Consider the following 22320-nt stretch of genomic DNA (forward strand, 5'->3'; position numbering starts at 1 on the left):
GAAGAAGCTCTTCGTTTTTTCCTCCTCGCCGCGGCGACTCATACAACTATACAGATGCCCAAACACCCCTGCAACCCGAAAACGGGTGAACTAGGACACAAACAGGACCTTGAAAGGGTCTCAAACACCCTTTCCAGGCACTAAAGTGCCTAGTCAGTGCGTTTTATGGGTGGCAAAAAATCTTCAAAAAACTTCCAAAAAACCTCAAAAATCTGCGAATTCCCCTCTCTGGACCCCCAAAACAGGGTCGAAAGGCGCCCAAAGCCCTCGCCAACAAAGACAAACCAAGAAACCCCAGAGCCAGAGGGTAGCAGAACGATACAAGAAGAGCCCCTCCTGACGGAGGGGCTCTGTATATAAAGAGAACGTATATAGGGAATAGAAAAGGAGGGGCACTCCCCCGCCGAATATTCAGTACCGAACATTCAGTACTAAACACTCAGCAGAGAAGAACCCCTCCCCATCTATATGTATCGAGAAGACTAAACCAGCTCTGTATTAGATCAGCTCTACAGCGCCCTGGTTCTTCTTGCCACGGCGAACCATCGCAAAACGACCGTGCAGCAGATCATCCTTAGAAATCGCCGCGTCCTCGCCCTGAACCTTCACACCGTTCACTGAAGCGCCGCCCTCCTTCAGAATGCGACGAGCCTCAGAGTTAGACTTCGCAAAGCCCAGTTCAGTCAGAACAGAAATCATGTCCAGGCGGTCCTCGGACAGCTTAGCCGAAGGAAGCTCAGCAACCACAGACTCCAAGGTAGCCTCATCCAGAGCAGCGAAATCGCCCTTACCAAACAAAGCCTCCGAAGCAGCCACAGCCTGATCAGTAGCCTCAGTACCGTGAACCAGCGAAGTCACCAGGTACGCCAGAGTCTTCTGAGCTTCACGCTTAAACGGCTCCTTCTCAACCTTCTCTGCAAACTCAGCAATCTCAGCACGAGTCAAGAAAGTAAAGACCTTCAGGCGATCCAGCACATCCGCATCCGCAGTGTTCAGCCAGAACTGGTAGAAAGCGTACGGCGAGCACATCTGCGGGTTCAGCCAAATAGCGTTACCCTCGCTCTTACCGAACTTAGTGCCATCAGAGTTAGTAATCAGCGGAGTACCAATAGCGTGAACGCTCTTACCCTCCACCTTACGAATCAGCTCAGTACCGCTCGTCAGGTTACCCCATTGGTCAGAACCACCGGTCTGCAGAGTACAACCGAAACGACGGTTCAGCTCCAGGAAGTCCAGGCCCTGCAGAATCTGGTACGAGAACTCGGTGTACGAAATACCCTCATCAGAGTTCAGGCGCTTCGCAACAATCTCCTTCTTCACCATGGTGCCCACGCGGAAATGCTTACCAACATCGCGCAGCAGCTGCAGAGCAGACATCTGACCGCTCCAGTCCAGGTTATTCACCATACGGGCAGCGTTCTCACCCTCGAAAGACAGGAAACGCTCAATCTGAGCACGCAGAGACTTAACCCACTCAGCAACAACCTCAGGAGAGTTCAGCACACGCTCAGAAGTCTGACGCGGATCACCAATCAAACCGGTGAAACCACCCACCAGACCCAGCGGCTTGTGACCAGCCAGCTGCAGTCGACGCATCACCAGCAGCTGCACCAAGTGACCCAGGTGCAAAGAAGCCGCAGTCGGATCATAACCCGTATAGAAAGTCAGGCTCTCCTCGCTCAGCGCCTTCTCCAGAGCAGCCTCATCAGTGCTCACGTGCACCAGGCCGCGCCACTTCAGCTCCTGCCAAATATTCTCGAAGGTATCGTCATTATGCTGCGCGTTGAGGATCTCGGCAGACATGCTTCTCCCATTCACAAGGTAACAACGCCCGAAGGCGCTCGAACAAAATATGTAACAAGCCTAGCACCGCACCAGCCCAAACGCTCAGAAAAACCCAAGCGAGCGCCCAAACCGGTGCGGCACCGGCTCAAAAGAAATAACGGATAGAGGCTACACGAGCCGCAAGGCTACAGACCCGCGGGCATCCGCGAACCCACCATGTGCAGGCGCTGAGTCGGACGAGTCATCGACACGTACAAGTCACCCACAGCACCATCAGCATCATCAATCAGCTGCTGTGGCTCAACAATCACCACGACATCAAACTCCAGGCCCTTCGCCTCCCACGGAGTCAGAACCAGCACCTGATTCTCCAACGCAGTCTGCGCGGTACCCGTACGATCAGCATGAGCACGAGCCACAGCCTGAGCCGTCTGAACATACAGGCTCGGCGGGCACACCACACCAATCAGAGCGCCGCCCGAATGAGCGACTTCCTCGCTGACCACAGAAACGGTCTGCTCCACAACAGACTCGGCGGCAACCTCATGAACCAGCGGAGGCCACTGACCCTCACGCACCGCACGAGGTGCAGACACCTCATAGCCAGCAGCCTGAGCAACCGATACCGCCGCCTCAGCAATCTGAGCCGGAGTACGGTAATTAATCGTCAGCTCCTCCAGAGTGAAACGCTCACCCACAAACGGCTCCAACGCCTGCGACCACGAGGAAGCGGCCGCCGCAGAAGACGCCTGAGCAATATCGCCCACAATCGTGAACGACTTCATCGGGCAACGACGCATCAGCAAACGCCATTGCATAGGCGAGAGCTCCTGAGCCTCATCCACCACAATATGGCCATACGCCCACGTACGATCAGCCGACGCCGCAGCCGCAGCAGTCATACGCTCGCCACGAACCTCATTCATCATCGCAATCTGCTCAGGAGTAATCACGCCATCAGCGCCAATATCCTCCAGCGACTGGTGAACATTCTCCAAAGCCTTCGCCGCATTCTCAAGGTTCGCACGATGCTCCGCCGCAGCACGAGCCGCCGCAGCCGCACCGGTCACCTTCGAAAAATCACCCAAAAGCTCAGCAGCCTCATCCAGCAGAGGAACATCAGCCTCAGTGAAGGGGGCATCCGCCGGGCGAGCCAGCAACTCACGCTCAGCCTTCAACAACTCACGAGTCGCAGACTCCAGATAGTGCTGCTTCGAAAACAGCGAGCGCAACAGAGTCTCAGGCGACAGCGGCATCCACGCCAGGTTCAAGGCACGGCGCACATCCATCGAAGCACGCACATCATCCTGCAGATACGGACGCTCCACCACACGACCCGCAGCACGGTTCAGCTGATCATCCAGCTTCGCGGTCAGCTCCTTCAACAGAATCTTCACGAACGTCTCACGAGCCTCATTATGCGGCTTGCCCGTCGAACGAGCACGAGAACGAGCCGAACGAACCATCTCCGGAGTCAGCTCAACATCAGTACCCTCAACGTTCAGACGCTGAACCTGAGCCGGCACCTTCTGACGATCCGCCACCGCACGCTTAATAACCTTCACCATGCGCAAATCGCCCTTCAACGCGGCAACCGCGCGGTCCTTCTCAGGAACAGCACGCAGACCCGGGTACAGGGTCGCCAACGAAGCCATCACCACGCCGGTCTCACCCAGCGAAGGAAGCACACGCTCGATGTACCACATGAACGAATTCGACGGACCAACCACCAGCACGCCAGCCTTCGACAGGCGCTCACGGTTCGTGTACAGCAGGTACGCCGCACGATGCAGCGCCACAGCAGTCTTACCGGTACCCGGGCCACCCTGCACAACACGCATACCCGGCAGCTCCGAGCGGATAATCGCATCCTGCTCAGCCTGAATCGTCGCCACAATATCGCCCATGCGGCCGGTACGCTTCTTATTCAACGCCGCCAACAGAGCACCCTCACCGTGGAGGGTGTCCTCATCCTGCAGCATCTCCGAATCGAAGACCTCATCCTCAATATTTACGACAGTGCGGCCCTCAAGCATCAGGTGACGGCGACGGCGCACGCCCATCGGCTGGAACGCGGTCGCCTGATAGAACGTACCCGCCTCCGGGGCACGCCAGTCCATCAGCAGACGCTGCTGATTGCTATCCGTAATACCAATACGACCGATATAACGCACCGCATCAGCGCCCTCACGGTCCATATCCAAACGGCCAAACGTCAGACGAGAATCCACAGCATTCAGCTGCGCCAAACGATCCTCATAGTGAGTAGCAAAAGAGTCACGCTCCGAACGGTTCTGATGACCGCCCACCGCCTGATTCTTACGCACAGCAGCCAGCTTCTCAGCCGTCTCCTCACGGAGCTCATCCAGACGGGCATACACGCGAGCAACATACTCACGCTCCGCAGCCATCTGCTCAGCAAACAGCTTCTCAGCCGCCGAAGAATCAGCAGACTGCTGGGGCAAAGATTCAGATGACACGTAAGCTCCTTAAACCTATGGTGTCTCAAAGACAGGGCGCGACAGGCACCCAAAAATACGGGTCACTATTTTACAGGACAGGCTCCGTAGCGCCGAAATATTACCCCCACAGAAAACCCGCCCAAGCATACACAGAAAAGTGCCCCACCGGACCAACCGGCGGGGCACCTCCACATCTATAAAACTACTTCGACGGCAGCGGATACTCAGAGACCAAGCTCAGCGTCTCAAGACGGTAACCGTCCAACGCTTCACGACCGCCCAGGCCCTCCAACTCCAGAAGAGCACCAACACCGGCAACCTTCAGGTTCGCGCGCTCCACCAGCTTTGCGGCAGCCACCAGGGTACCGCCGGTCGCCAGCAGATCATCCAGCAGAAGCACACGAGTACCCGGAGCGAAATCATTACAGTGAATCTCAATCGCCGCGCTACCGTACTCCAGCGCATACTCCTCACGGTACGTCTCACGCGGAAGCTTACCTGCCTTACGAACCGTCATCACACCAGTACCGGTAGCGTACGCGAGCGCAGAAGCCAGCAAGAAGCCACGAGCCTCAACACCAGCCACCACATCAAACTGACCCTCAAAACGAGCAGCCAGCTCATCAATGCACGCCTTGAAAACCTCAGCATTAGCGAAGAGAGTGGTCACATCGTAAAAGAGGATGCCCTCGTGCGGGTAATTCGGAATCGTAGCGCAAGCAGCCGGAATCAACTGCTCGATAGGGGTTCGCGAAGCCTCAGAAGCGGGAACGCTCATGCTCTCTCTTTCGTGGATGGTTCAGCCCAGGCATAACAACCGGGAACAATAACGCGGTAGAAGCCGCCTACAAGATTCTACCCTCTTCGCCCGCGGTTGTCCTCAGAACAGCGCCACAAACCGCCTGGCGGGTTCAGCCCTGCTGAATCGAAACCCGCAAGTCACGCTTGAGGATCTTACCGGTCGGGCCCAGCGGCATGCTCTCCACCATCACGTAACGGCGAGGATACTTATACGCCGCCAAACGAGTACGCGCCAAAGCATTCAGCTCAGCCTGCAACACGCCCTCATCAGCACCCGGACGCGGCATCACCACGGCGACGACCTCCTCGCCCACGCGCTCATCCGGCACACCCAGCACCGCTACCGACTGCACCTGCTCGTGGGTGTAGAGAACATCCTCAATCTCACGCGGATACACCGAATAGCCATTACGCAGAACCATGTCCTTAATACGATCCACGATAAAAATATTGCCCTGCTCATCAACACGAGCAACATCACCGGTCGCAAACCACTCGCCGTCAAAAACCTCAGCAGTAGCCGCCGGATTATTCCAGTAACCAGCCATCACATTCTCGCCGCGGACCCACAGCTGACCGCTCACGCCTGGCGCGCACTCGGAACCTTCCGGGCAACGCACCTGCACCTGCACGCCCGGCAGCACACGACCCACCGAGCCGAGCACCATGCCAAACTCCGCCTGATTAAAGGAAACCACCGGCGAGGTCTCGCTCAAACCGTAGCCCTCGTATACCGGGCACTCAATCAGCGTCTTCCATGCGGCATGCACCGGGGCGGGCAGCGGCGAACCGCCCGAAATACCGAAACGGATGCGACCGCGCAGCGAGCGCGCACGCTCAGGCTCAGCCTCCAGCGCTGCCGCCAACGACACATACATGCTCGGAACCGCAGCCAACACCGATACCCCGGCACGCTCAATCAGGTTCAGCGCACCATCGGGAGTAAAACGCGGCAGCAGAGCCACCGTAGCCGACGCCGCAAACGCCGCGTTCATCGACACAGTCTGACCGAACGCATGGAACAGCGGAAGACCACCAAAAATGACGTCCTCAGCGGTGAACCCAAAAACGCTCACGCAGCTACGAGCATTCGAGAGGATATTTGCGTGAGTCAGCGTCGCGCCCTTCGGCTTGCCCGTCGTACCTGACGTGTAGAGAATAATCGCCGCATCACTCGCCGCCACCGGAACAGGCTCCAGAACCGTCTCGGTAGGCGCGTCAAAGGGAGCCACCGGTGAGCCCTCTCCCCCGGTGAAAATCTCGCAACGAACCGAGCCGTTCTTCACCAACACCGTCGAGGAAGCCTCCGACGCCAGGCGAGTACCCGCAAAAGCGAACAGAACCTTCGCCCCGCTATCGCGCAGATGATACTCCAGCTCAGCACCCGACAGCAGCGGATTCAGCGGCACACAAATCGCGCCCGCAGCCACAATGCCGTAATACAGCGCAGGCATCAACGCCACATTCGGCATAGACAACGCCACACGGTCACCACGCTCAACACCGAGCGCCTCCAGATGACGCTGAACCTGCGCGGCCGTAGATGCCAACTGCGTGTAGCTCACCACCTGCATATCAGCAGGTTCAGAAGCCGGAATCGCCAAAGCAGCCTTAGCCCCGGCAGACGATGCCGCCTCCGCCAGAAGGTAGGCAATATTGTTCGCTGAATCGTGCATTTCAGACATGATAAAAACTCTCACCACAGAAAATTGGGATACCTAGAAAAGAAGAAGCAGAGCTAGAAGCCCGGAAAAGAGCCCGAAGACAGCAGAAGGGCGTACCTTCACCCGTTCCCCTGAAAACCTCAGAAGAACAGCACAAGATACGCCCCAGCTACTACTGAGCAGCAGACCAATCCAAGAAGCTCTCCGCCAGCGCAGCCCCACCATTGGGGTCACGAGTCACAACAATGACCGTATCGTCACCGGCGATAGTGCCCATAATCGCCTCAAGACCGCCCTGGTCAATCGACGACGCCAAGAACTGCGCGGCACCCGGAGGAGTACGCAGAACCGTAATATTTGCCGAACCTTCAGCGGTAATCAGCAACTCCTTAAACAGGGAAATCATACGGGCATCAGGTGCAGTACCACCGCCACGACGAGCAGGATAATTCGGCACAGCATAAATCAGGCCGGCGCCTTCATCGCGGATGCGCTCAGCGCCAATTTCAACAAGATCACGGGAAAGGGTCGCTTGAGTAACCTTCATACCATCATCGGTTAGGTACTGCGCCAGTTCAGCCTGGGAGCGGACACGTCGGGTCTGCAGCAATTCAACGATGCGTGCCTGACGCGCGATCTTGGTCGAGGGGAAAGGCATAATATCTCTTCTTCCTACGGTGCCAATCACGAATTCAGAACGGGCTGCCCAGCGGTGGCGCAGCGCAACATTCTTCACTACCCAAGATAATACATATGCACATAAATATGCGCCTCAGATATGGAATATTCCAAGATATGGGGGAAATTTCAGGGTTCATCTCGCCAGCTGTTACACACAACACCGTGAAACCAGCGTGTATCTACGCGCCCAAGCGCATAACCTCACAGTGAATGCATAGCGTGCAAGAACATTGTGGGCTGGTGCGCCGCGCCGGTCAAGAGACCTCCGACAGGCGAGCATGAAAAAGGAGCCTGCCTCCAGCAACACAACGTGCGCCGGAAACAGGCTCCTTCAACAAAACTTCGAGGTGAATCCTCAGGACGCAGAACGCCTAGCGCTCATCCTCCACCAGACCATCCAGGTCCTCATACTCGACATCGTGCGAACGACGGTTCAGCCACACAGCAAAACCAAGACCCAGCAGAAGCACCAGCACCGCACCAACGATACTTGCGATACCGGCAAAACGCTCAGCATTCACGCTTGCCTCAGTCACAGGCTTCAACGTGCCCTTCTCAGCGGTGTAGACAACCTCAAGGCTGCCGTTCTTCTCCACCAGCAGGCCGTCCACCTCACGCGGGAACTCAGAAGGAACATCACCAGTCTGCGAACCACGGAACTCAATCGAAGCGCCCGAAGTCACCTGGTACTTATCCTTCAGATTCGACACGTACGTCTTACCGTTCAGAGCGTCATCAGCCGGCAAGTTGCCCTTATACCGAGCCACATTACCCTTCGTAATCAGGTCAGGAGTCAAATCCTGGTAAGTACCCTGAATAACCCAGCTCTTACCGGCATACTCGGCGTTATTATTCACCGACGCAAACGCGCGGACACCCACAACAGCCAAAATAATGGAAAGAATAACCGCAACCGCAGCAGAAAGAACCGACAGCCAGTTCACGCCCGGGCGGTCATCCAGCTCTTCCTCACTCATCGCGAAAAGAGAGGAGTTCTCTTCCTCATCGTCGTAATCCTCGTACTCGTCGTACTCCTCATACTCAGAATCCTCGTACTGAGAATCACCGTACTCAGAGTCATCGTACTGAGAATCCTCGAAATAGGTTTCTTCGACCTCAGCAGACTGCGACAGCTCGTCCTGCTCGCGCGAGTTCTCTCGATTAGCCATTACTCTCTCCCTCACTTCATCTATCTTCTAGGGTACCCATAACCACATGAGTTCACCAAGGAAAGCGCTTATCAGCGCTTCATGAACACACCGACGGGTAAACCCACCACGCAACGCCAAAAGCTACGGGGTGGGAGCCAGCGACTCCCACCCCGTCAGCACTAGGCGTTACGCCATAGGGTTAGACCCGGTTAGACACGCGGTTCTGCACCCAGCTGCTCAACAGTCGCAGCCACGGCAGCCTCACGAGCAGCCGAGGCCTCATCAGCAGTCAGCGTACGATCCGGCGCGCGGAAACGCAGCGCAAACGCCAGGGACTTCTTCGACTCATCAATGCCGGTACCGCGGTAATCATCGAACACGCGGATGTCCTCCAGCAGCTCGCCAGCGCCCTCACGCAGAACGCGCTCCACCTCAGAAGCCGGCAGATCGCGATCCACCAGAAGCGCCACGTCCTGAGTAGCAGCCGGGAAAGTCAGCACCGGAACAGCCTGACGTGCCTCAACACGACCAGCGAACAGCGCCGAGAAATCCAGCTCAAACGCGCAAGTGCGCTCAGGCAGGTTCAGTTCCTGCAGAAGCTTCGGGTGCAGCTCACCAGCAAAACCAACACGCTCACCTGCCGCGTTCAGAATCTCAGCCACACGGCCCGGGTGGAACGCAGTATGCGCACCATTACGGACCTGAATCTCAGCCGAAACAGCGGCAGCGACCAGACGCACAGCGTCCAGAGCGTCACGCCAATCGTAAGCGCGCGGAGCAGCGCCCGGCATCACCTCATGCTCAGTACCTGCGAACAGACCAGCAATGAAAGTGGGCTGCTGCGGAATACCGGCGTTCAGGTCAGCCAGAACCTCATCCGACGGACGAGCACCCAGCGGCGGAATGGACTCAGAACCGAGCTGCTCACCCGGAATGAACACGTGACCAGCCTCGAAAATAGCCAGGTTCTTGAAACCGCGAGACAGGTTACGCTTCAGAACCTCAACCAGACCCGGCAGCAGCGAGCGGCGCATCCAGCCCTCAGCCGAAGAAATCGGGTTCTCCAGGCGAACCGAAGGAACCTCAGTCACCGGGTTCTCGGGGGTGCTCACCCACGGAGCCGACCACAGGTTGTTCGCATCAGCCGACACGAAGGGGTACGCAAACACCTCAGTCAGACCGGAAGCAGCCAGCGCATTCAGCGCACGACGCTTACCCGCCTGCTCCGGAGTGTAACCGCGGCCCGCAGGAGCCACCGGCAGAGTCGAGGGGATGTTCTCGTAACCGTCAATACGTGCGATCTCCTCGGTCAGGTCTTCCTTCGCACGCAGGTCAGTACGCCACGACGGGACAGTCACCGCGTAACCAGACTCGGTACGCTCCACCGAGCAACCAATCTCACGCAGGCAAGACTCAATCTGCTCCGGCGAGTAATCCACACCAATACGACCAGCAGTGTAATCAGCAGGCAGGTCAATCACGACCGGCTCATAGCCGAGAGACACATCGGTAACGCCCGGCTCAATCTGAGCACCAGCCAGCTCAACCAGCAACTCAACCGCACGCTGAGCAGCCGCAGCCTGAATCTGCGGATCCACGCCACGCTCAAAACGCTTCGACGCCTCAGAAATCAGCTTGTGACGGCGAGCAGTACGAGCCACCGACACCTCATCAAAACGAGCAGCCTCCACCAGAATGCGGGTGGTCGAATCGGTCACCTCAGTCGAGGCGCCACCCATCACACCGGCCAGACCAATCACGCCGGAATCATCAGCAATAACGATGTCCTCGGGGTGCAGAGTACGCTCCACGCCATCCAGGGTCACCAACTTCTCGCCAGCAGCAGCGCGGCGCACCACAATCTCACCCTGAACCTTGTCAGCGTCATAGAAGTGCAGCGGCTGACCGGTCTCCAGCATCACGTAGTTCGAAATATCCACCGGCAGCGACAGTGAGCGCACACCCGCCAGACGCAGACGCGAAGACATCCAGGTCGGAACCGGCGCATCCGCCTTCACGCCCGAAACCTCACGCATCACAAAACGAGTGCAGCCCGGGTTACCGTGAATCGGGGCGTCATCACGCAGGACGACAGCGTGGCCGGCATCGTTCGCCTCCGGGGCGCGCTCGCCGTACGCCAGCACAAAATCCTCGAAGGAAGAACCGGTAGCGTGGCACCACTCGCGAGCAATACCGCGCAGGGAGAACGCGTAACCGCGGTCCGGGGTCACGTTGACCTCAGCAGCCTGATCGTACAGGCCCAGCAGCTCCATCGCGTCGGTGCCAACCTCCGGGTCCAGGCCCAGGGTTGAGAGCACCAGGATGCCGCCGTGGTCGTCGCCAATGCCCAGCTCACGGGTCGAGGCAATCATGCCAGCCGACTTGTGGCCGTAAGTCTTACGAGCGGTAATCGCGAAACCGCCGGGCAGAACAGCGCCGGGCAGGGTCACAACAACCTTGTCGCCGGGCTTGAAGTTGTGGGCACCACAAATAATGCCCTGAACGCCGGAAGGCTCAATGCCCTTACCGGTCAGAGTCTGCTCCTGGCCCTCCGGAACCACACGCACCTGGCACCAGTTCACGGTCTTGCCATTAGAGTGGGTCTCCGGCTCCATGGAGAGCACCTGACCAACCACAATCGGGCCGGACAGCTCATCAGAGGGGCGGTGAACGTCTTCTTCTTCCAGGCCAACCTTCACCAGAGTCGCCATCAAATCTTCAGCCGAAGCATCCTCAGCTACAGGCACGAACTCGCGCAGCCATGACAGGGGTACACGCATAATTTAGATCTCCATCCCGAACTGCTCAGAGAAACGGATGTCGCCTTCAACCATGTCATGCATGTCAGCGACGTTGTTACGGAACATGAGGGTACGTTCAATACCCATACCAAAGGCGAAGCCCGAGTACTCCTCAGGGTCAATACCCGCCGCACGCAGAACGTTGGGGTTCACCATGCCGCAGCCACCCCACTCAATCCACTGCGGGCCGCCCTTAGCGTTCGGGTGCCACAAATCCAGCTCAGCGGAAGGCTCAGTGAACGGGAAGAAGTTCGGGCGCAGGCGAATCTTAGCGTCCTCACCGAACATGGCGCGTGCCATGTACTCCAGGGTGCCCTTCAGATCAGCCATCGTCAGACCCTTATCCACGGCAAGGCCCTCAATCTGGTGGAAGACCGGGGTGTGGGTCGCATCCAGCTCATCGGTGCGGTACACCTGGCCGGGGCACACAATGTACAGCGGCAGCTCACGAGACAGCAGCGAACGCATCTGCACCGGCGAAGTGTGGGTGCGCAGCAGCAGGTGAGCGTTCTTCGGCTCAACGTAGAAAGTGTCCTGCATTTCGCGTGCCGGGTGATCCGGCTTAATGTTCAGAGCGTCAAAGTTGTACCACTCGGACTCCAGCTCCGGGCCGTCAGCAACTTCCCAACCCATACCAACGAAAATGTCGGTCAGGCGCTCCTGCATCAGAGCAATCGGGTGGCGGCCACCCAGAGAACGGCGAGGCGACGCAGCAGAAACATCCACAGCCTCCTCAGCCAGGATGCGAGCCTCACGCTCAGCCTCCAGCTCGGCAGTGCGAGCCTCAATAGCCTCAGTCAGAGCCGCACGAGCCTGACCCATCAGCTTACCCACCGGGCCCTTGTGCTGGTTCTGAAGATCACGCATCTGACGGTTAGCGATGCTCATGATGCCCTTCTCACCGAAGAAGCTCAGGCGCACCTCCTTGAGGCTGTCAAAATCGGTAGCCTTCTCGCGAATCTCCTGCTTGGCACGCTCACGCTCAGCCTCAAAAGCCTCACGGATAGCGTCCAAACCGTTCTCGGGGTTCTCCTCCAGAACCTGCGCAATGCGGGCGAGAACCTGAGCCGGGCCGTTAAGACCCTCGTGTTCCTGCACGGAATCGGTCATTGTCACTCTTCTCTGCATACCACCGGCACTATGCCGGCTGGCTCGTTATACACCTTAGGCAGCACCGTCTGCTCTCCCCCGGCTGCCCACACAGTGTGCGGAACAGGGGGAAGGCGACGGGCGCATATCCTATCCATTTTAGACCAGAGAAGGAAGCGTAAACAGCAGAACGCCCGGATAGTCCATCCGGGCGTTCTTAGGTATATAGCCTCAACAACAGTGTTGAAGGGTTGTACTTACTTCAGAGCCTGCTTCACAGCCGGGTCGAAAGATGCACGAATCCACAGCACGTTCGCAATGAACCATGCCGCGTACAGGGGCACGAAGCCGTAGCGCTGAGCGTCAATGACATTACCAATCAGAGACAGAATCGCCACGAACGCACCCAGAATCGCAAAAATCAGACCGACGGTCAGGCCCAGACGCTTGCCCTTCTGAATCGTGAAGTACACCCAGATGTACACAACCGCAGAAACGACCAGCAGGCCGATACCGCCTGCAACACCGACCTCCGGCAGACCCTTCAGCGGGGACAGGTTACCCGGCGCGAACGAGGAAATAACACCGTGGATAAAGCAGAGCAACGCGGAGACAATCATAATCTCCTGCAGACGCAGAATCTTCGGGTGCTTGGTCGGCGAGTGGAACAGAATTCCGCGCGGCTCAGCGCCGCCTTCCTGAATATAAATAGCTTGAGTGTCCGAGGGAACCGCGTCGGAGCGGTAGGCACCCGGATCAAACGGGGGTTGAGCAGTCATCATTGTCTCCCAATACGTATGTGATTTCTCCCTCAATACTACCCGCCTACCGAAAGGTTTCCAAAGTATGCACCCGTGTCGAACCCATATGTGACAAAATCCCCTCCCCCACAAAAACCCACAAAGAGACAGCCTAAGCGTCCACAACGCCAACAAAAAAGCCACCACACAAGCTACAAAAACAGAAAGCAGGAGGCGACACGCACCTCCTGCTTTCACATAGCTTCCGCTTATAGACGCCCCAAATGCACAGGCTCGCAGGCTAAAACGCTAGCTAAAAAGACCCGAGCAAATGTAGTCGTTCTCATCCTTCACACCCGGCGGCACCGCGAACAGCGCGCTACCGGTATGACGCAGATACTCACTCAAAGCATCCGAAGAGGTCATCGTGCTCAGCATCGGGATGAAATGCGTGCGCGGATCGCACACATACGCGATAAAGAACAGGCCAGCGTCCAGACGGCCCAGCTCATCGGCACCGTCCGTGTAGTTAAAACCGCGGCGCAACATCTGCACGCCCTGATTCTGGTCAGGATGCATCAGACGCATATGCGAATCTGCCGGAATCAGAGGACCCGAGCGGCCCTTCTCCGAAAAATTAGGAGCCGAGAACTCGTCACCACCCGACAAAGGTGCACCGGTCACCTTCGTACGACCCACAATCTCCTCCTGCTCACGCAGACGAGTGCGGTCCCACGTCTCAATATTCATGCGGATACGACGAGCAGCCAGATAGCTACCGCCCTCCATCCACGCCGGGCTATTCGCCGAATTCTCAGAAGAAGTCCACACATGCTTCTTCAGCAGGTTCGGGCTCTCCACCTTCAGGTTATTCGTGCCATCCTTGAAACCGAACAGGTTACGTGCCGTCACTTGGCTCGTCGAGGTCGAAGAGGTACGACCGAAGCCCTGCTGATTCCACGCCACCACGGCACGGCCACCAGCAATACGAATCAGGTTACGAATCGCATGGAACGCCACCTGCGGGTCATCCGCACACGCCTGAATGCAGATATCACCGTTGCTTCGTTTCTCCTCCAGCGCATCACCGGTCATATGGGGGATACGGACCAGCGCCTCCGGGAGCTTAGAAGCAAAGCCGAAGCGGTCCTTACCCTCATCGTCAACAAAGAAGCTACGGCCCAGACCAAAAGTGAGGGTCAGATGCGCGGCGGACAGGTCCATCGCCTCGCCGGTGTCCTTAGGAGGCGCCTCATAGGAGCGGTCCTCCCCCACCAGCTCGCCCGCCTGCAGCTTCGCGGCAGCGGCACTCCATTCCTTGAAGAGGGACTGGATTTCGTCACGGTCGGTAGTCTTCAGGTTCAGCGCCGCAAAGTACATGCGGTCCTGAACCTCAGTCGAAATGCCGCTCTGATGCTCACCGTAGAACGAGTGGGAATCCTTCGCGGCAGTCGAGGAAGCGCTCGCAGAAGCCTGCGCGCTGGAATTGGAGGAGCAACCGGCGAGCGCGCCGAGAGCGCCCAGGGCGCCAGCACCCGCGAGTGCCGCACCCAGCGCACCACGGCGAGAGGTGCCAGCAGGCTTAGCCGCGGGCGCTGCTTCAGGGGCTACTTCAGGGGTGTGGTAGTTGGAATCGGTAGGCATGGGAAGGCCTTTCGTATGGTGTATGAATGATGAAGAACGAGGGGCATGATGCTGTACCCCGCAGTTGGGATGCGCTTGTGCCGGGCAGGGACGCAGATAAACCACAATCCCCACCCGGCATTTCCGCAAACATCAAATACCGCGGCAGGCGAGCGTCGGCCAGATACTACTTAGTACCCGCGCCGGTCACAACCTCAGTCATCTTCGAAATCGGCTCAGAGAGCGCCTCAACAGCATCGGAGAGCTCACGCACCTGATCCTTAGTCAGTTCATCGTACGCAGCGAAGCCGTCGCCCTTCTTGTACTTGTTGAGCAGCTTCTGAACGACATCGAGCTTCTTCGCGATGTCCTCAGCCAGCTTCGGGTCCTTCTGCTTCAGAATCGGCAGAACGTCCTCATACGCCACGCGAGCACCATCAATGTTGCCCTGGAAGTCCGAGAGGTCAGTGTGCGACCAAATCTCTTCCTCACCGCTGATCTTGGTGTTTACCACCTCGTCGAGCAGCTCCTTAGCGCCGTTAGAAATCTGGAATGCCTCAAGCTTGAACTCGGAGGAGTGGACCTCGTCGTAGAGCTTCTGGGTGTCCTCAACGAGCTTCTTCGCCAGCTCTGCACGTTCCTGAGCGGTCAGCGGAGTGTACTCCTTGCCGCCGTTCTTCTCAGCGGTGGGCTGCCACAGGTCCTTCTCAATCTTGTGCCAGCCGGTCCATTCCTTGCCCTCTTCCACGTCTGCTTCACGTGCATCAAGGGAGGGGTCCAGGTCACCGAAGGACTCAGCGACCGGCTCAATGCGTTCGTAGTGCAGGCGCGCGGAGGAGTACAGCGCCTTCGCTTCTTCCACCTTGCCCGCGGTGTACAGCTCAGCGAACTGCTCGGTCTTGGTCTTCAGCGCCTCCACCTGATCCTTAACGTAGGAGGTGTACTGGGTGACTGCGGTGTCGCGCAGCGCCTGCTCATCGGCAGAGATAGTTGCCGCGTTCTCGTTCTTGGTCACGGTGAAATCGCCGCGGATACCGTCGCCAACCATGCCGGGCTTGCACGCGGTCTTGTAGCTACCCTCTGCCAATTCCACGGTCAGGTCGCGGCTGAGGTTCGGGCCAATATTCTCCACCTCAGAAACGATACGCAGGCCGTCTGCACCGAGCACGTAGAACTCGTTGACCTTGGTGCCTTCGTTCTTGACCTTGAAGGTGACCTTGCCAGCCTTCACGGTGGTCGCCGACAGCTTGCAGGCATCGTCGCTAGCGCTGACGTTAATAACGCCATCGGAGGATGCGGCGCCCGAAGCGGAGGACGCCACGTTCTGGTTGTTGGGGGTGCAGCCGGTCAGGGCGAGTGCGCCGACCGAAAGCAGTGCACCGGCGGAGGCGAGAGTCTTACGCATAGGTTCTCCTTATGTAGAGGTCCCGTAGGGGGTGAATGTATGAATGGTTAGGGTTCGCAGCCAATCGTTGCCGCAAAAATCTAGGGGGCTGGTTCTCCCGTGCTGGTTTTCCCGGGCTGGTTCTCCCGTGGAGGCAGTACGCAACCGGGTTTAGCAACTGGGTTTAGGCGGTAGCCTTTTCGGTTTCCGGTTTCTTAGCCGCCTTCAGACCCGGGCGCTGGGCACGGATGAACAGCGGCATCACAATGCCCACGTACAGGATCCAGGCGCCCGCCTCAAGCCAGGTAGTGGTCGAGGACAGGTTGAACACAGCCTTGAGCAGGGTGCCAACAAAACCGCTCGGGTCGATGTAACGGTAGGACTCGAACGCGGTGCTGTTCAGGCCCGGCAGGATGCCTGCCTCCTGTAGGTCATGGATACCGTAGGACAGCACGCCGGCTGCGACGATGACCAGGAACGCACCGGTAATGGTGAAGAAGCGCGAGAGGTTAATGCGCATCATGCCGCGCATCATGCCCCACGCCAGCACAATGGCGATGGCGATACCGACCAGCGCACCGAGCATCGGGGTTGCATTCGCTTCCTGACCTGCGGTGCGGGTCGCCGACCAGATGAACAGGGTGGTCTCAAGACCCTCACGGCCCACGGAGAGCGCAGCAAGCAGGATGACCGCCCAAGCGCTGGTCTGCGCTGCGTCCAGCTTGTCCTTCAGCTCGGCGGAGAGCATGCGGGCGTTTTCAGCCATCCAGAAAATCATCCAGGTGACGAAGCCGACCGAGATAATGGACAGGGAGCCGCCGATGGCTTCCTGCGCTTCGAAGGTGAGGGTTTCGGGGCCGAAGGTCAGTAGCGCGCCGAATCCGAGGGACAGCAGGACCGCTACGCCGACACCGGTCCACATGGGCGCCAGCAGGTGGGTACGCTGGGTTTTGCGGATGTATGCGAGGAGGATACCCACGACCAGTGCCGCTTCGAGGCCCTCGCGTAGACCAATCAAAAAGTTTCCGAGGAAGGCTCCCCAAAAGTTCATCTCAGTATCACCAATTAGTTAGTTTTCTCTTACCTAATAAACATACGGCGCACGGGGCAGGATTTCATCCCGGAATACGGGGCTTGAGCACCCCAAAAACCCGCAAAACTTTACACTGCAGGCTCTTAGACACGACCTGTCGCCATAACTTTACGCATCTTGAATAACCACCCCAACAAACACGCACGTCAGGCTCATATGGCGTATAAATCACCCTCAAAATATGAATAAAGGCGGGACTCCCCACAGGGAATCCCGCCTTCAAACAGTGTCAAAAAAGATAGAGAAAATTTATCCTGTTACCGCCGCGAGTTTGTCACATAACGGCGACTTAGCCTCGCAACGAACTAGCGCAGAGCATTAGGTCAGACCTTGGGTCTACGCCTCACCAGTGCCAGTGTCCTGCAGCTGCTGCAGAAGCGCTTCCACAATCGGCAAATCCGCCGGAATCCACGGCAAACCCAGCAAATCATCGTACGCCTGCGCGTCATCCTTAGACTTCGGCAACGGCATCCACCGCAGCGCGCTATGATCTTCCAAAGTATCCGGAGTACCCGAAAGGATCTCCGCGAAGAACACGCGCATCGCCAGACGCTCGCTCAGACGCCAGCCCTGCGGGTACGCGCCGGGCACCTCAGCACCCAAACGCGCCTGCACGCCCAGTTCCTCCTTCAGCTCACGCACCAGCGCCTGCTCGCAGCTCTCCCCCGGTTCGACCTTACCGCCCGGGAACTCCCACATGCCGGCAACAGTCTGCGGCTCAGAACGCTGAGCCACCAGCATACGGGTCGGAGCCACCAAAGAATCGACCACGGCGGCGCCAACCACCTGAACCTCAAACGAGGGCGACACTTCACTCATCTTTCTCTACCTTCTTCTACGCTTTAGAATCCTTCATCGGATGCGCATCCTCAGCAGCGTGCTCCGCTACTTCCTTCTCGGCATCCTCAGTATTCTCAGGCTCAGGAGCTTCCTCCACGCCTTCCTGCCACTCTTCTTCCTCATCATTCATATTCGAGGCTTCTGCCACCTCACGGCGAATATTAGTGCCGTCATTCAGCAGAATCAGAAGGCGGTTGCCGTTCTTGAACTCCATGAGGAAGACATCCTCAAGCTCGACCTCAGCGGCACGCAACTGTAGGTACACCCAATCCTCGGTCTTGTGCGCATCCGCGATATCGCGAGTGACCAAGCTACCCTTCACAATCAGAGCAAAGTTCGGCACACCGTCACCCTTACGGATCACGCTCAGCGCACCGTTCGGTTCAATCTGAGCGAACTCAATGTCTTCCAGGTCGTAAATACCCTGCGCACGAAGGTCAGCAATCAGGCGCATCGGATCAAGAACCACATCTGCCTGCTGGAAGCTCTTAATATCGATATCACCATCCGTAATGACCGGCACGCGCTGCTCACGCACCGCCATATGCAGAAAACGAATCTTCGTGGTCGCCACGTTCAGCAGCTGAATCATGCACAGCGTAAACACCATGTAGATGACAAAGTAGAACAGGCTAATCTGCTTGCTGTACAACACGCCACCGAACACACCACCGATGACAAAGTTACCGATGGTATCAATCGGGGTCTGGTGCCCCGCCTGAGAACGGTGAGTCAGACGCAGGTACACCAAAAGAATGATCAGGCCAACGAAAATCTTTAGCAAACCATCAACGATCATCTCAACGGTCATAACAAAAATCTCCTAGAACTAAGCCCGGAAAATATCCGGCTCCAAATAAATGATGCGTGCCGCAGGAACAGCCTCGCGAATACGAACCTCAGCCGCGTCAATCTCATCAGCCACCGCACGACCAGTGTCAGCATCATGAATGCGAATCTTTGCCGCCACCAGAATCTCCTCAGGACCCAGGTGCACAGTCTTAATGTGGATAATGCGCTCGCTATCGCCATCCTCAATCGCCGCACGAATCTTCGCCAAATCCTCCGGCGAAGCAGCCTCACCCAAAATCAGCGACTTCATCTCCACCGCAAGGAACACAGCAATAAAGACCAGCAGCACACCAATAGCCAGGGTACCGAACGCATCCCACAGACCATTACCGGTCAACAGAGTCATACCCACGCCAAAAAGCGCGAAAATCAGACCCAGCAACGCACCCGCATCCTCCAGCAGAAGCACCGGAAGCTCCGGGTTCTTCGAAGTACGCAAGAAACGCATCCAGCTCTGCTTGCCCTTCAGATCACGCGACTCCTTCACAGCAACGCGGAACGAGTTACCTTCCAGCAGGATCGAACCCACCAGAACAGCCACCGGAACCCACTGCCACTCGGTAATACCGTGCGGATCATGCAGCTTCTCATAACCTTCATACAGGGCGAACAAACCACCCAGCGCGAAAATAATAATCGACACAATAAACGCGTAAATATAGCGGTTACGGCCATAACCAAACGGATGCTCCTCATCAGCCTGCTTCTGCGAAGCGCGACCGCCCAGAAGAAGAAGCAGCTGATTACCGGAGTCAGCCACCGAGTGAATAGCCTCCGCCAGCATCGACGAAGAACGAGTCAGTGCAAAAGCCAAAAACTTCAGCACCGCAATACCCAGATTCGCGCCCAGCGCGGCAATAATCGCACCCGAGCCCGAGTGACCAGAAGGAGCAGACATAATTCCCTTTCTACAGCCCTAAACCAAAACTCTAAAACTATGAGGCGAAGGCGGCCCGCCGCTGCATCACAGCCACGAACCGCCCAACCAAGAAAACCTAGCGGGAAACGCCGCGCTGAGCCATCGCCGAAGCATACAGGCACACAGCAGCAGCCGTACCCACGTTCAAAGACTCAGCCGAACCATAGACAGGAACAGCCACACGCATAGTGGCGGCAGCCTTCTCTTCAACGTTCAAACCCTGAGCTTCATTCCCGAAAAGCCACATTGTCGGCTTCGAAAGATCAAAATTACCCTTCACGCCGGACGGGGCGCTCGCCTCCACACCGGCACGACGGGCCACAGTGTACTCGCTCAACTCCTGCAGATTCACCGCACCATAGCCGTCAGCAGCCAGCACAGCAGTACCCTGAGACTTCACATCCTCCGCGAAATCCTCCAGCTGCACGCCCTGAATAATCGGCACATGGAACAGCGAGCCCGCGGTAGAACGCACCGTCTTCGGGTTATACAAATCCACCGACCCCTTAGTCGTAATCACCAAGTCAGCACCGGCCGCATCAGCCACGCGAAGAATAGTGCCCGCATTACCCGGATCCTGCACACGAGACAGCACAGCAATCAGCTTCGGGTTCAACGCGCCCTCACCCCACAGCAGCGAGAACGAGGCATCCACCATAAAGGAAACCGCAATAATACCCTGCGGGCTCACCGAATCAGCCATCGCCTCCAGCACCTCATCGGTCACCACACGCATAAAAACGCGGCGACCCTCCTCCGGGGTGGGAGTGCCGTAGACCTGCTCCAGCAACTCAGCAATATCCTCATGACGGTCAAACGCCGCCTCCGTGACATACACAGCGTCCAGGATGGGGCTCTTCAGGTGCGCCTTCAACGCCTCACGCACAGCCTGCGGGCCTTCCACCAGGAACTGGCCCTTCTTCGTGCGCGCCGCGCGGGTACGCAGCTTCGCAATATCGCGCACACGATCAGCCTGCGGATTGGACATCACAACGGGGGTACTAATACGTTCAAAAAAGTTCACTCTTAAAGGGTACAGGCAAAGACGCACCCAAAGAACGCAGAACAGTCAGAAGCACAACAGCCACAAGCACAACCCCCAGATACGCAGAAAGCGGCCGCCCACACTCAAAAGTGCAGACGGCCGCTCACGACGCTTGAGCATCCCACCCCGAACCTAGATCTTCAGGGGCAGAAGCACACAACCTAGGCTAATTAAGCCTTGGGAGCCGAGGTGTCCTCGGGCAGGTTGTTCTTAGCAATCTCAACCAGTGCGTTGAAGGCAGCGGGCTCGTTAACAGCCAGCTCAGCCAGCATACGGCGGTCAACCTCAACACCAGCAGCCTTCAGGCCCTGGATGAAGCGGTTGTAGGTCAGGCCCTGTGCGCGGGAAGCAGCGTTGATACGCTGAATCCACAGGCGACGGAAGTCACCCTTCTTCTTACGACGGTGGTCGTAGCTGTAAACCAGCGAGTGAGTGACCTGCTCCTTAGCCTTACGGTACAGGCGAGAACGCTGACCGCGGTAGCCGGATGCACGATCGAGAATAGTACGGCGCTTCTTGTGCGCGTTAACCGCGCGCTTCACACGTGCCACGTGTGTCTCCTTCGTCTTATGTCCTGAACAGCTCACATATCACGCTGAACAGGAGCGAGTCTTTAATCAGTGCGCACCACTATCGGTGCGCCAGGTGCAGAGAGTAAGCGTTGCTTACTTACCCAGCATCTTCTTGACAACCTTTGCCTGGCCGCCGGTAACGATCTGGTCAGAAGCCAGACGACGGGTCAGACGAGAGGACTTGTGCTCCAGGTAGTGGCGGCGGTTCGCCTGCTGGCGCTTAACCTTGCCGCTACCGGTGAGCTTGAAGCGCTTCTTAGCACCAGAGTGGGTCTTCTGCTTCGGCATAGCTGCCGTTCTCCTTACATTCATCCCCCGCCACAACGGCGGGGTAGCTTAGTGGGGTTGAGCGATACACGCATCAGCCCCAAGGACCAAAGGTGAGGCACCCCCAACGAGGTGCCTCGGAACCGGCACCGGGTGAACCCGCAACATCCACCCAACGGTGGAGGCGCGTGCCCATCCTAAAGTGACGACCCGGTTCCCTACTCGGCGGAAGCCTGTGCCTTCAACTCGGCAGGCATAGCGTCTGCCAGAGAATTAGTTACGGGCTTCGCCTTGGTCGTGTCAATACGCTCGCGACCCTTGCGACCGCCGGCGCCCTGCTCACGGCGAGCCTCTGCCTTACCGCGAAGCGGAGCCAGAACCATCACCATGTTGCGGCCATCCTGACGGGGGCGAGACTCAACGGTGCTCACCTCAGCCAGCTCAGCCGCCAGACGCTCCAGCAGACGCACACCCATCTCGGGGCGCTGCTGCTCACGACCACGGAACTGAATCATTGCCTTGACCTTGTCACCACCGGAAAGGAAACGACG

The 22320-nt window shown here is 57.7% G+C and carries 19 protein-coding genes; all 19 read right to left on the reverse strand.

Annotated features, from left to right (window positions below):
- Window positions 1-498 precede the first annotated feature (498 nt).
- On the reverse strand, window positions 499-1803 hold the full coding sequence (gene tyrS, locus RWZ58_RS08325; RefSeq protein ID WP_005507861.1) for a tyrosine--tRNA ligase: 1305 nt from the start codon (window positions 1801-1803) through the stop codon (window positions 499-501).
- A gap of 167 nt (window positions 1804-1970) precedes the next feature.
- Window positions 1971-4265 (reverse strand): AAA family ATPase, encoded by a 2295-nt coding sequence (locus tag RWZ58_RS08330; RefSeq protein ID WP_314658332.1) that lies wholly within the window; start codon window positions 4263-4265, stop codon window positions 1971-1973.
- Window positions 4266-4449: 184 nt separating this feature from the next.
- Window positions 4450-5025, reverse strand: a complete 576-nt coding sequence (locus tag RWZ58_RS08335) for an adenine phosphoribosyltransferase (protein ID WP_070737333.1) — start codon at window positions 5023-5025, stop codon at window positions 4450-4452.
- 133 nt (window positions 5026-5158) lie between these two features.
- Window positions 5159-6733, reverse strand: a complete 1575-nt coding sequence (locus tag RWZ58_RS08340; RefSeq protein ID WP_314658333.1) for an AMP-binding protein — start codon at window positions 6731-6733, stop codon at window positions 5159-5161.
- A 151-nt stretch (window positions 6734-6884) separates the two neighbouring features.
- Window positions 6885-7370, reverse strand: coding sequence for an arginine repressor (locus RWZ58_RS08345; protein WP_044150633.1), 486 nt, complete (start codon window positions 7368-7370; stop codon window positions 6885-6887).
- 394 nt (window positions 7371-7764) lie between these two features.
- On the reverse strand, window positions 7765-8562 hold the full coding sequence (locus RWZ58_RS08350) for a hypothetical protein (protein ID WP_303940286.1): 798 nt from the start codon (window positions 8560-8562) through the stop codon (window positions 7765-7767).
- A 191-nt stretch (window positions 8563-8753) separates the two neighbouring features.
- The gene (gene pheT, locus RWZ58_RS08355) at window positions 8754-11324 is read right to left on the reverse strand and encodes a phenylalanine--tRNA ligase subunit beta (protein WP_314658334.1); all 2571 of its coding nucleotides are present in this window, start codon (window positions 11322-11324) and stop codon (window positions 8754-8756) included.
- 3 nt (window positions 11325-11327) lie between these two features.
- Window positions 11328-12455, reverse strand: a complete 1128-nt coding sequence (gene pheS, locus RWZ58_RS08360; protein ID WP_049352676.1) for a phenylalanine--tRNA ligase subunit alpha — start codon at window positions 12453-12455, stop codon at window positions 11328-11330.
- A gap of 236 nt (window positions 12456-12691) precedes the next feature.
- Window positions 12692-13213, reverse strand: a complete 522-nt coding sequence (locus RWZ58_RS08365) for an ABC transporter ATPase (protein WP_314658335.1) — start codon at window positions 13211-13213, stop codon at window positions 12692-12694.
- A 270-nt stretch (window positions 13214-13483) separates the two neighbouring features.
- Window positions 13484-14818 (reverse strand): iron uptake transporter deferrochelatase/peroxidase subunit, encoded by a 1335-nt coding sequence (efeB, locus tag RWZ58_RS08370; RefSeq protein WP_303970690.1) that lies wholly within the window; start codon window positions 14816-14818, stop codon window positions 13484-13486.
- A gap of 166 nt (window positions 14819-14984) precedes the next feature.
- Complete coding sequence (gene efeO / locus RWZ58_RS08375; RefSeq protein ID WP_303970689.1) at window positions 14985-16202, reverse strand: iron uptake system protein EfeO; 1218 nt, start codon at window positions 16200-16202, stop codon at window positions 14985-14987.
- Window positions 16203-16365: 163 nt separating this feature from the next.
- On the reverse strand, window positions 16366-17232 hold the full coding sequence (gene efeU / locus RWZ58_RS08380; RefSeq protein WP_303970688.1) for an iron uptake transporter permease EfeU: 867 nt from the start codon (window positions 17230-17232) through the stop codon (window positions 16366-16368).
- Window positions 17233-17610: 378 nt separating this feature from the next.
- The gene (locus RWZ58_RS08385; RefSeq protein ID WP_049338511.1) at window positions 17611-18093 is read right to left on the reverse strand and encodes a (deoxy)nucleoside triphosphate pyrophosphohydrolase; all 483 of its coding nucleotides are present in this window, start codon (window positions 18091-18093) and stop codon (window positions 17611-17613) included.
- Window positions 18094-18109: 16 nt separating this feature from the next.
- A complete protein-coding gene (locus RWZ58_RS08390; RefSeq protein ID WP_070614759.1) occupies window positions 18110-18925 on the reverse strand; it encodes a DUF421 domain-containing protein in 816 nt (271 codons plus the stop codon).
- An 18-nt stretch (window positions 18926-18943) separates the two neighbouring features.
- Window positions 18944-19864 (reverse strand): cation diffusion facilitator family transporter, encoded by a 921-nt coding sequence (locus RWZ58_RS08395; RefSeq protein WP_070684934.1) that lies wholly within the window; start codon window positions 19862-19864, stop codon window positions 18944-18946.
- 97 nt (window positions 19865-19961) lie between these two features.
- Entirely contained in the window at window positions 19962-20873 is a 912-nt protein-coding gene (locus tag RWZ58_RS08400; protein WP_314658337.1) for an RNA methyltransferase, read from the reverse strand.
- Window positions 20874-21100: 227 nt separating this feature from the next.
- Complete coding sequence (gene rplT / locus RWZ58_RS08405; protein WP_005507127.1) at window positions 21101-21481, reverse strand: 50S ribosomal protein L20; 381 nt, start codon at window positions 21479-21481, stop codon at window positions 21101-21103.
- Window positions 21482-21595: 114 nt separating this feature from the next.
- Complete coding sequence (gene rpmI / locus RWZ58_RS08410) at window positions 21596-21790, reverse strand: 50S ribosomal protein L35 (RefSeq protein WP_004006287.1); 195 nt, start codon at window positions 21788-21790, stop codon at window positions 21596-21598.
- Between the two features lie 197 nt (window positions 21791-21987).
- Window positions 21988-22320: translation initiation factor IF-3 (gene infC / locus RWZ58_RS08415; RefSeq protein WP_314658336.1), on the reverse strand; the 333-nt coding region annotated here is incomplete at its 5' end.

The organism is uncultured Rothia sp. (genome assembly GCF_963544205.1).
Classification (GTDB): domain Bacteria; phylum Actinomycetota; class Actinomycetes; order Actinomycetales; family Micrococcaceae; genus Rothia.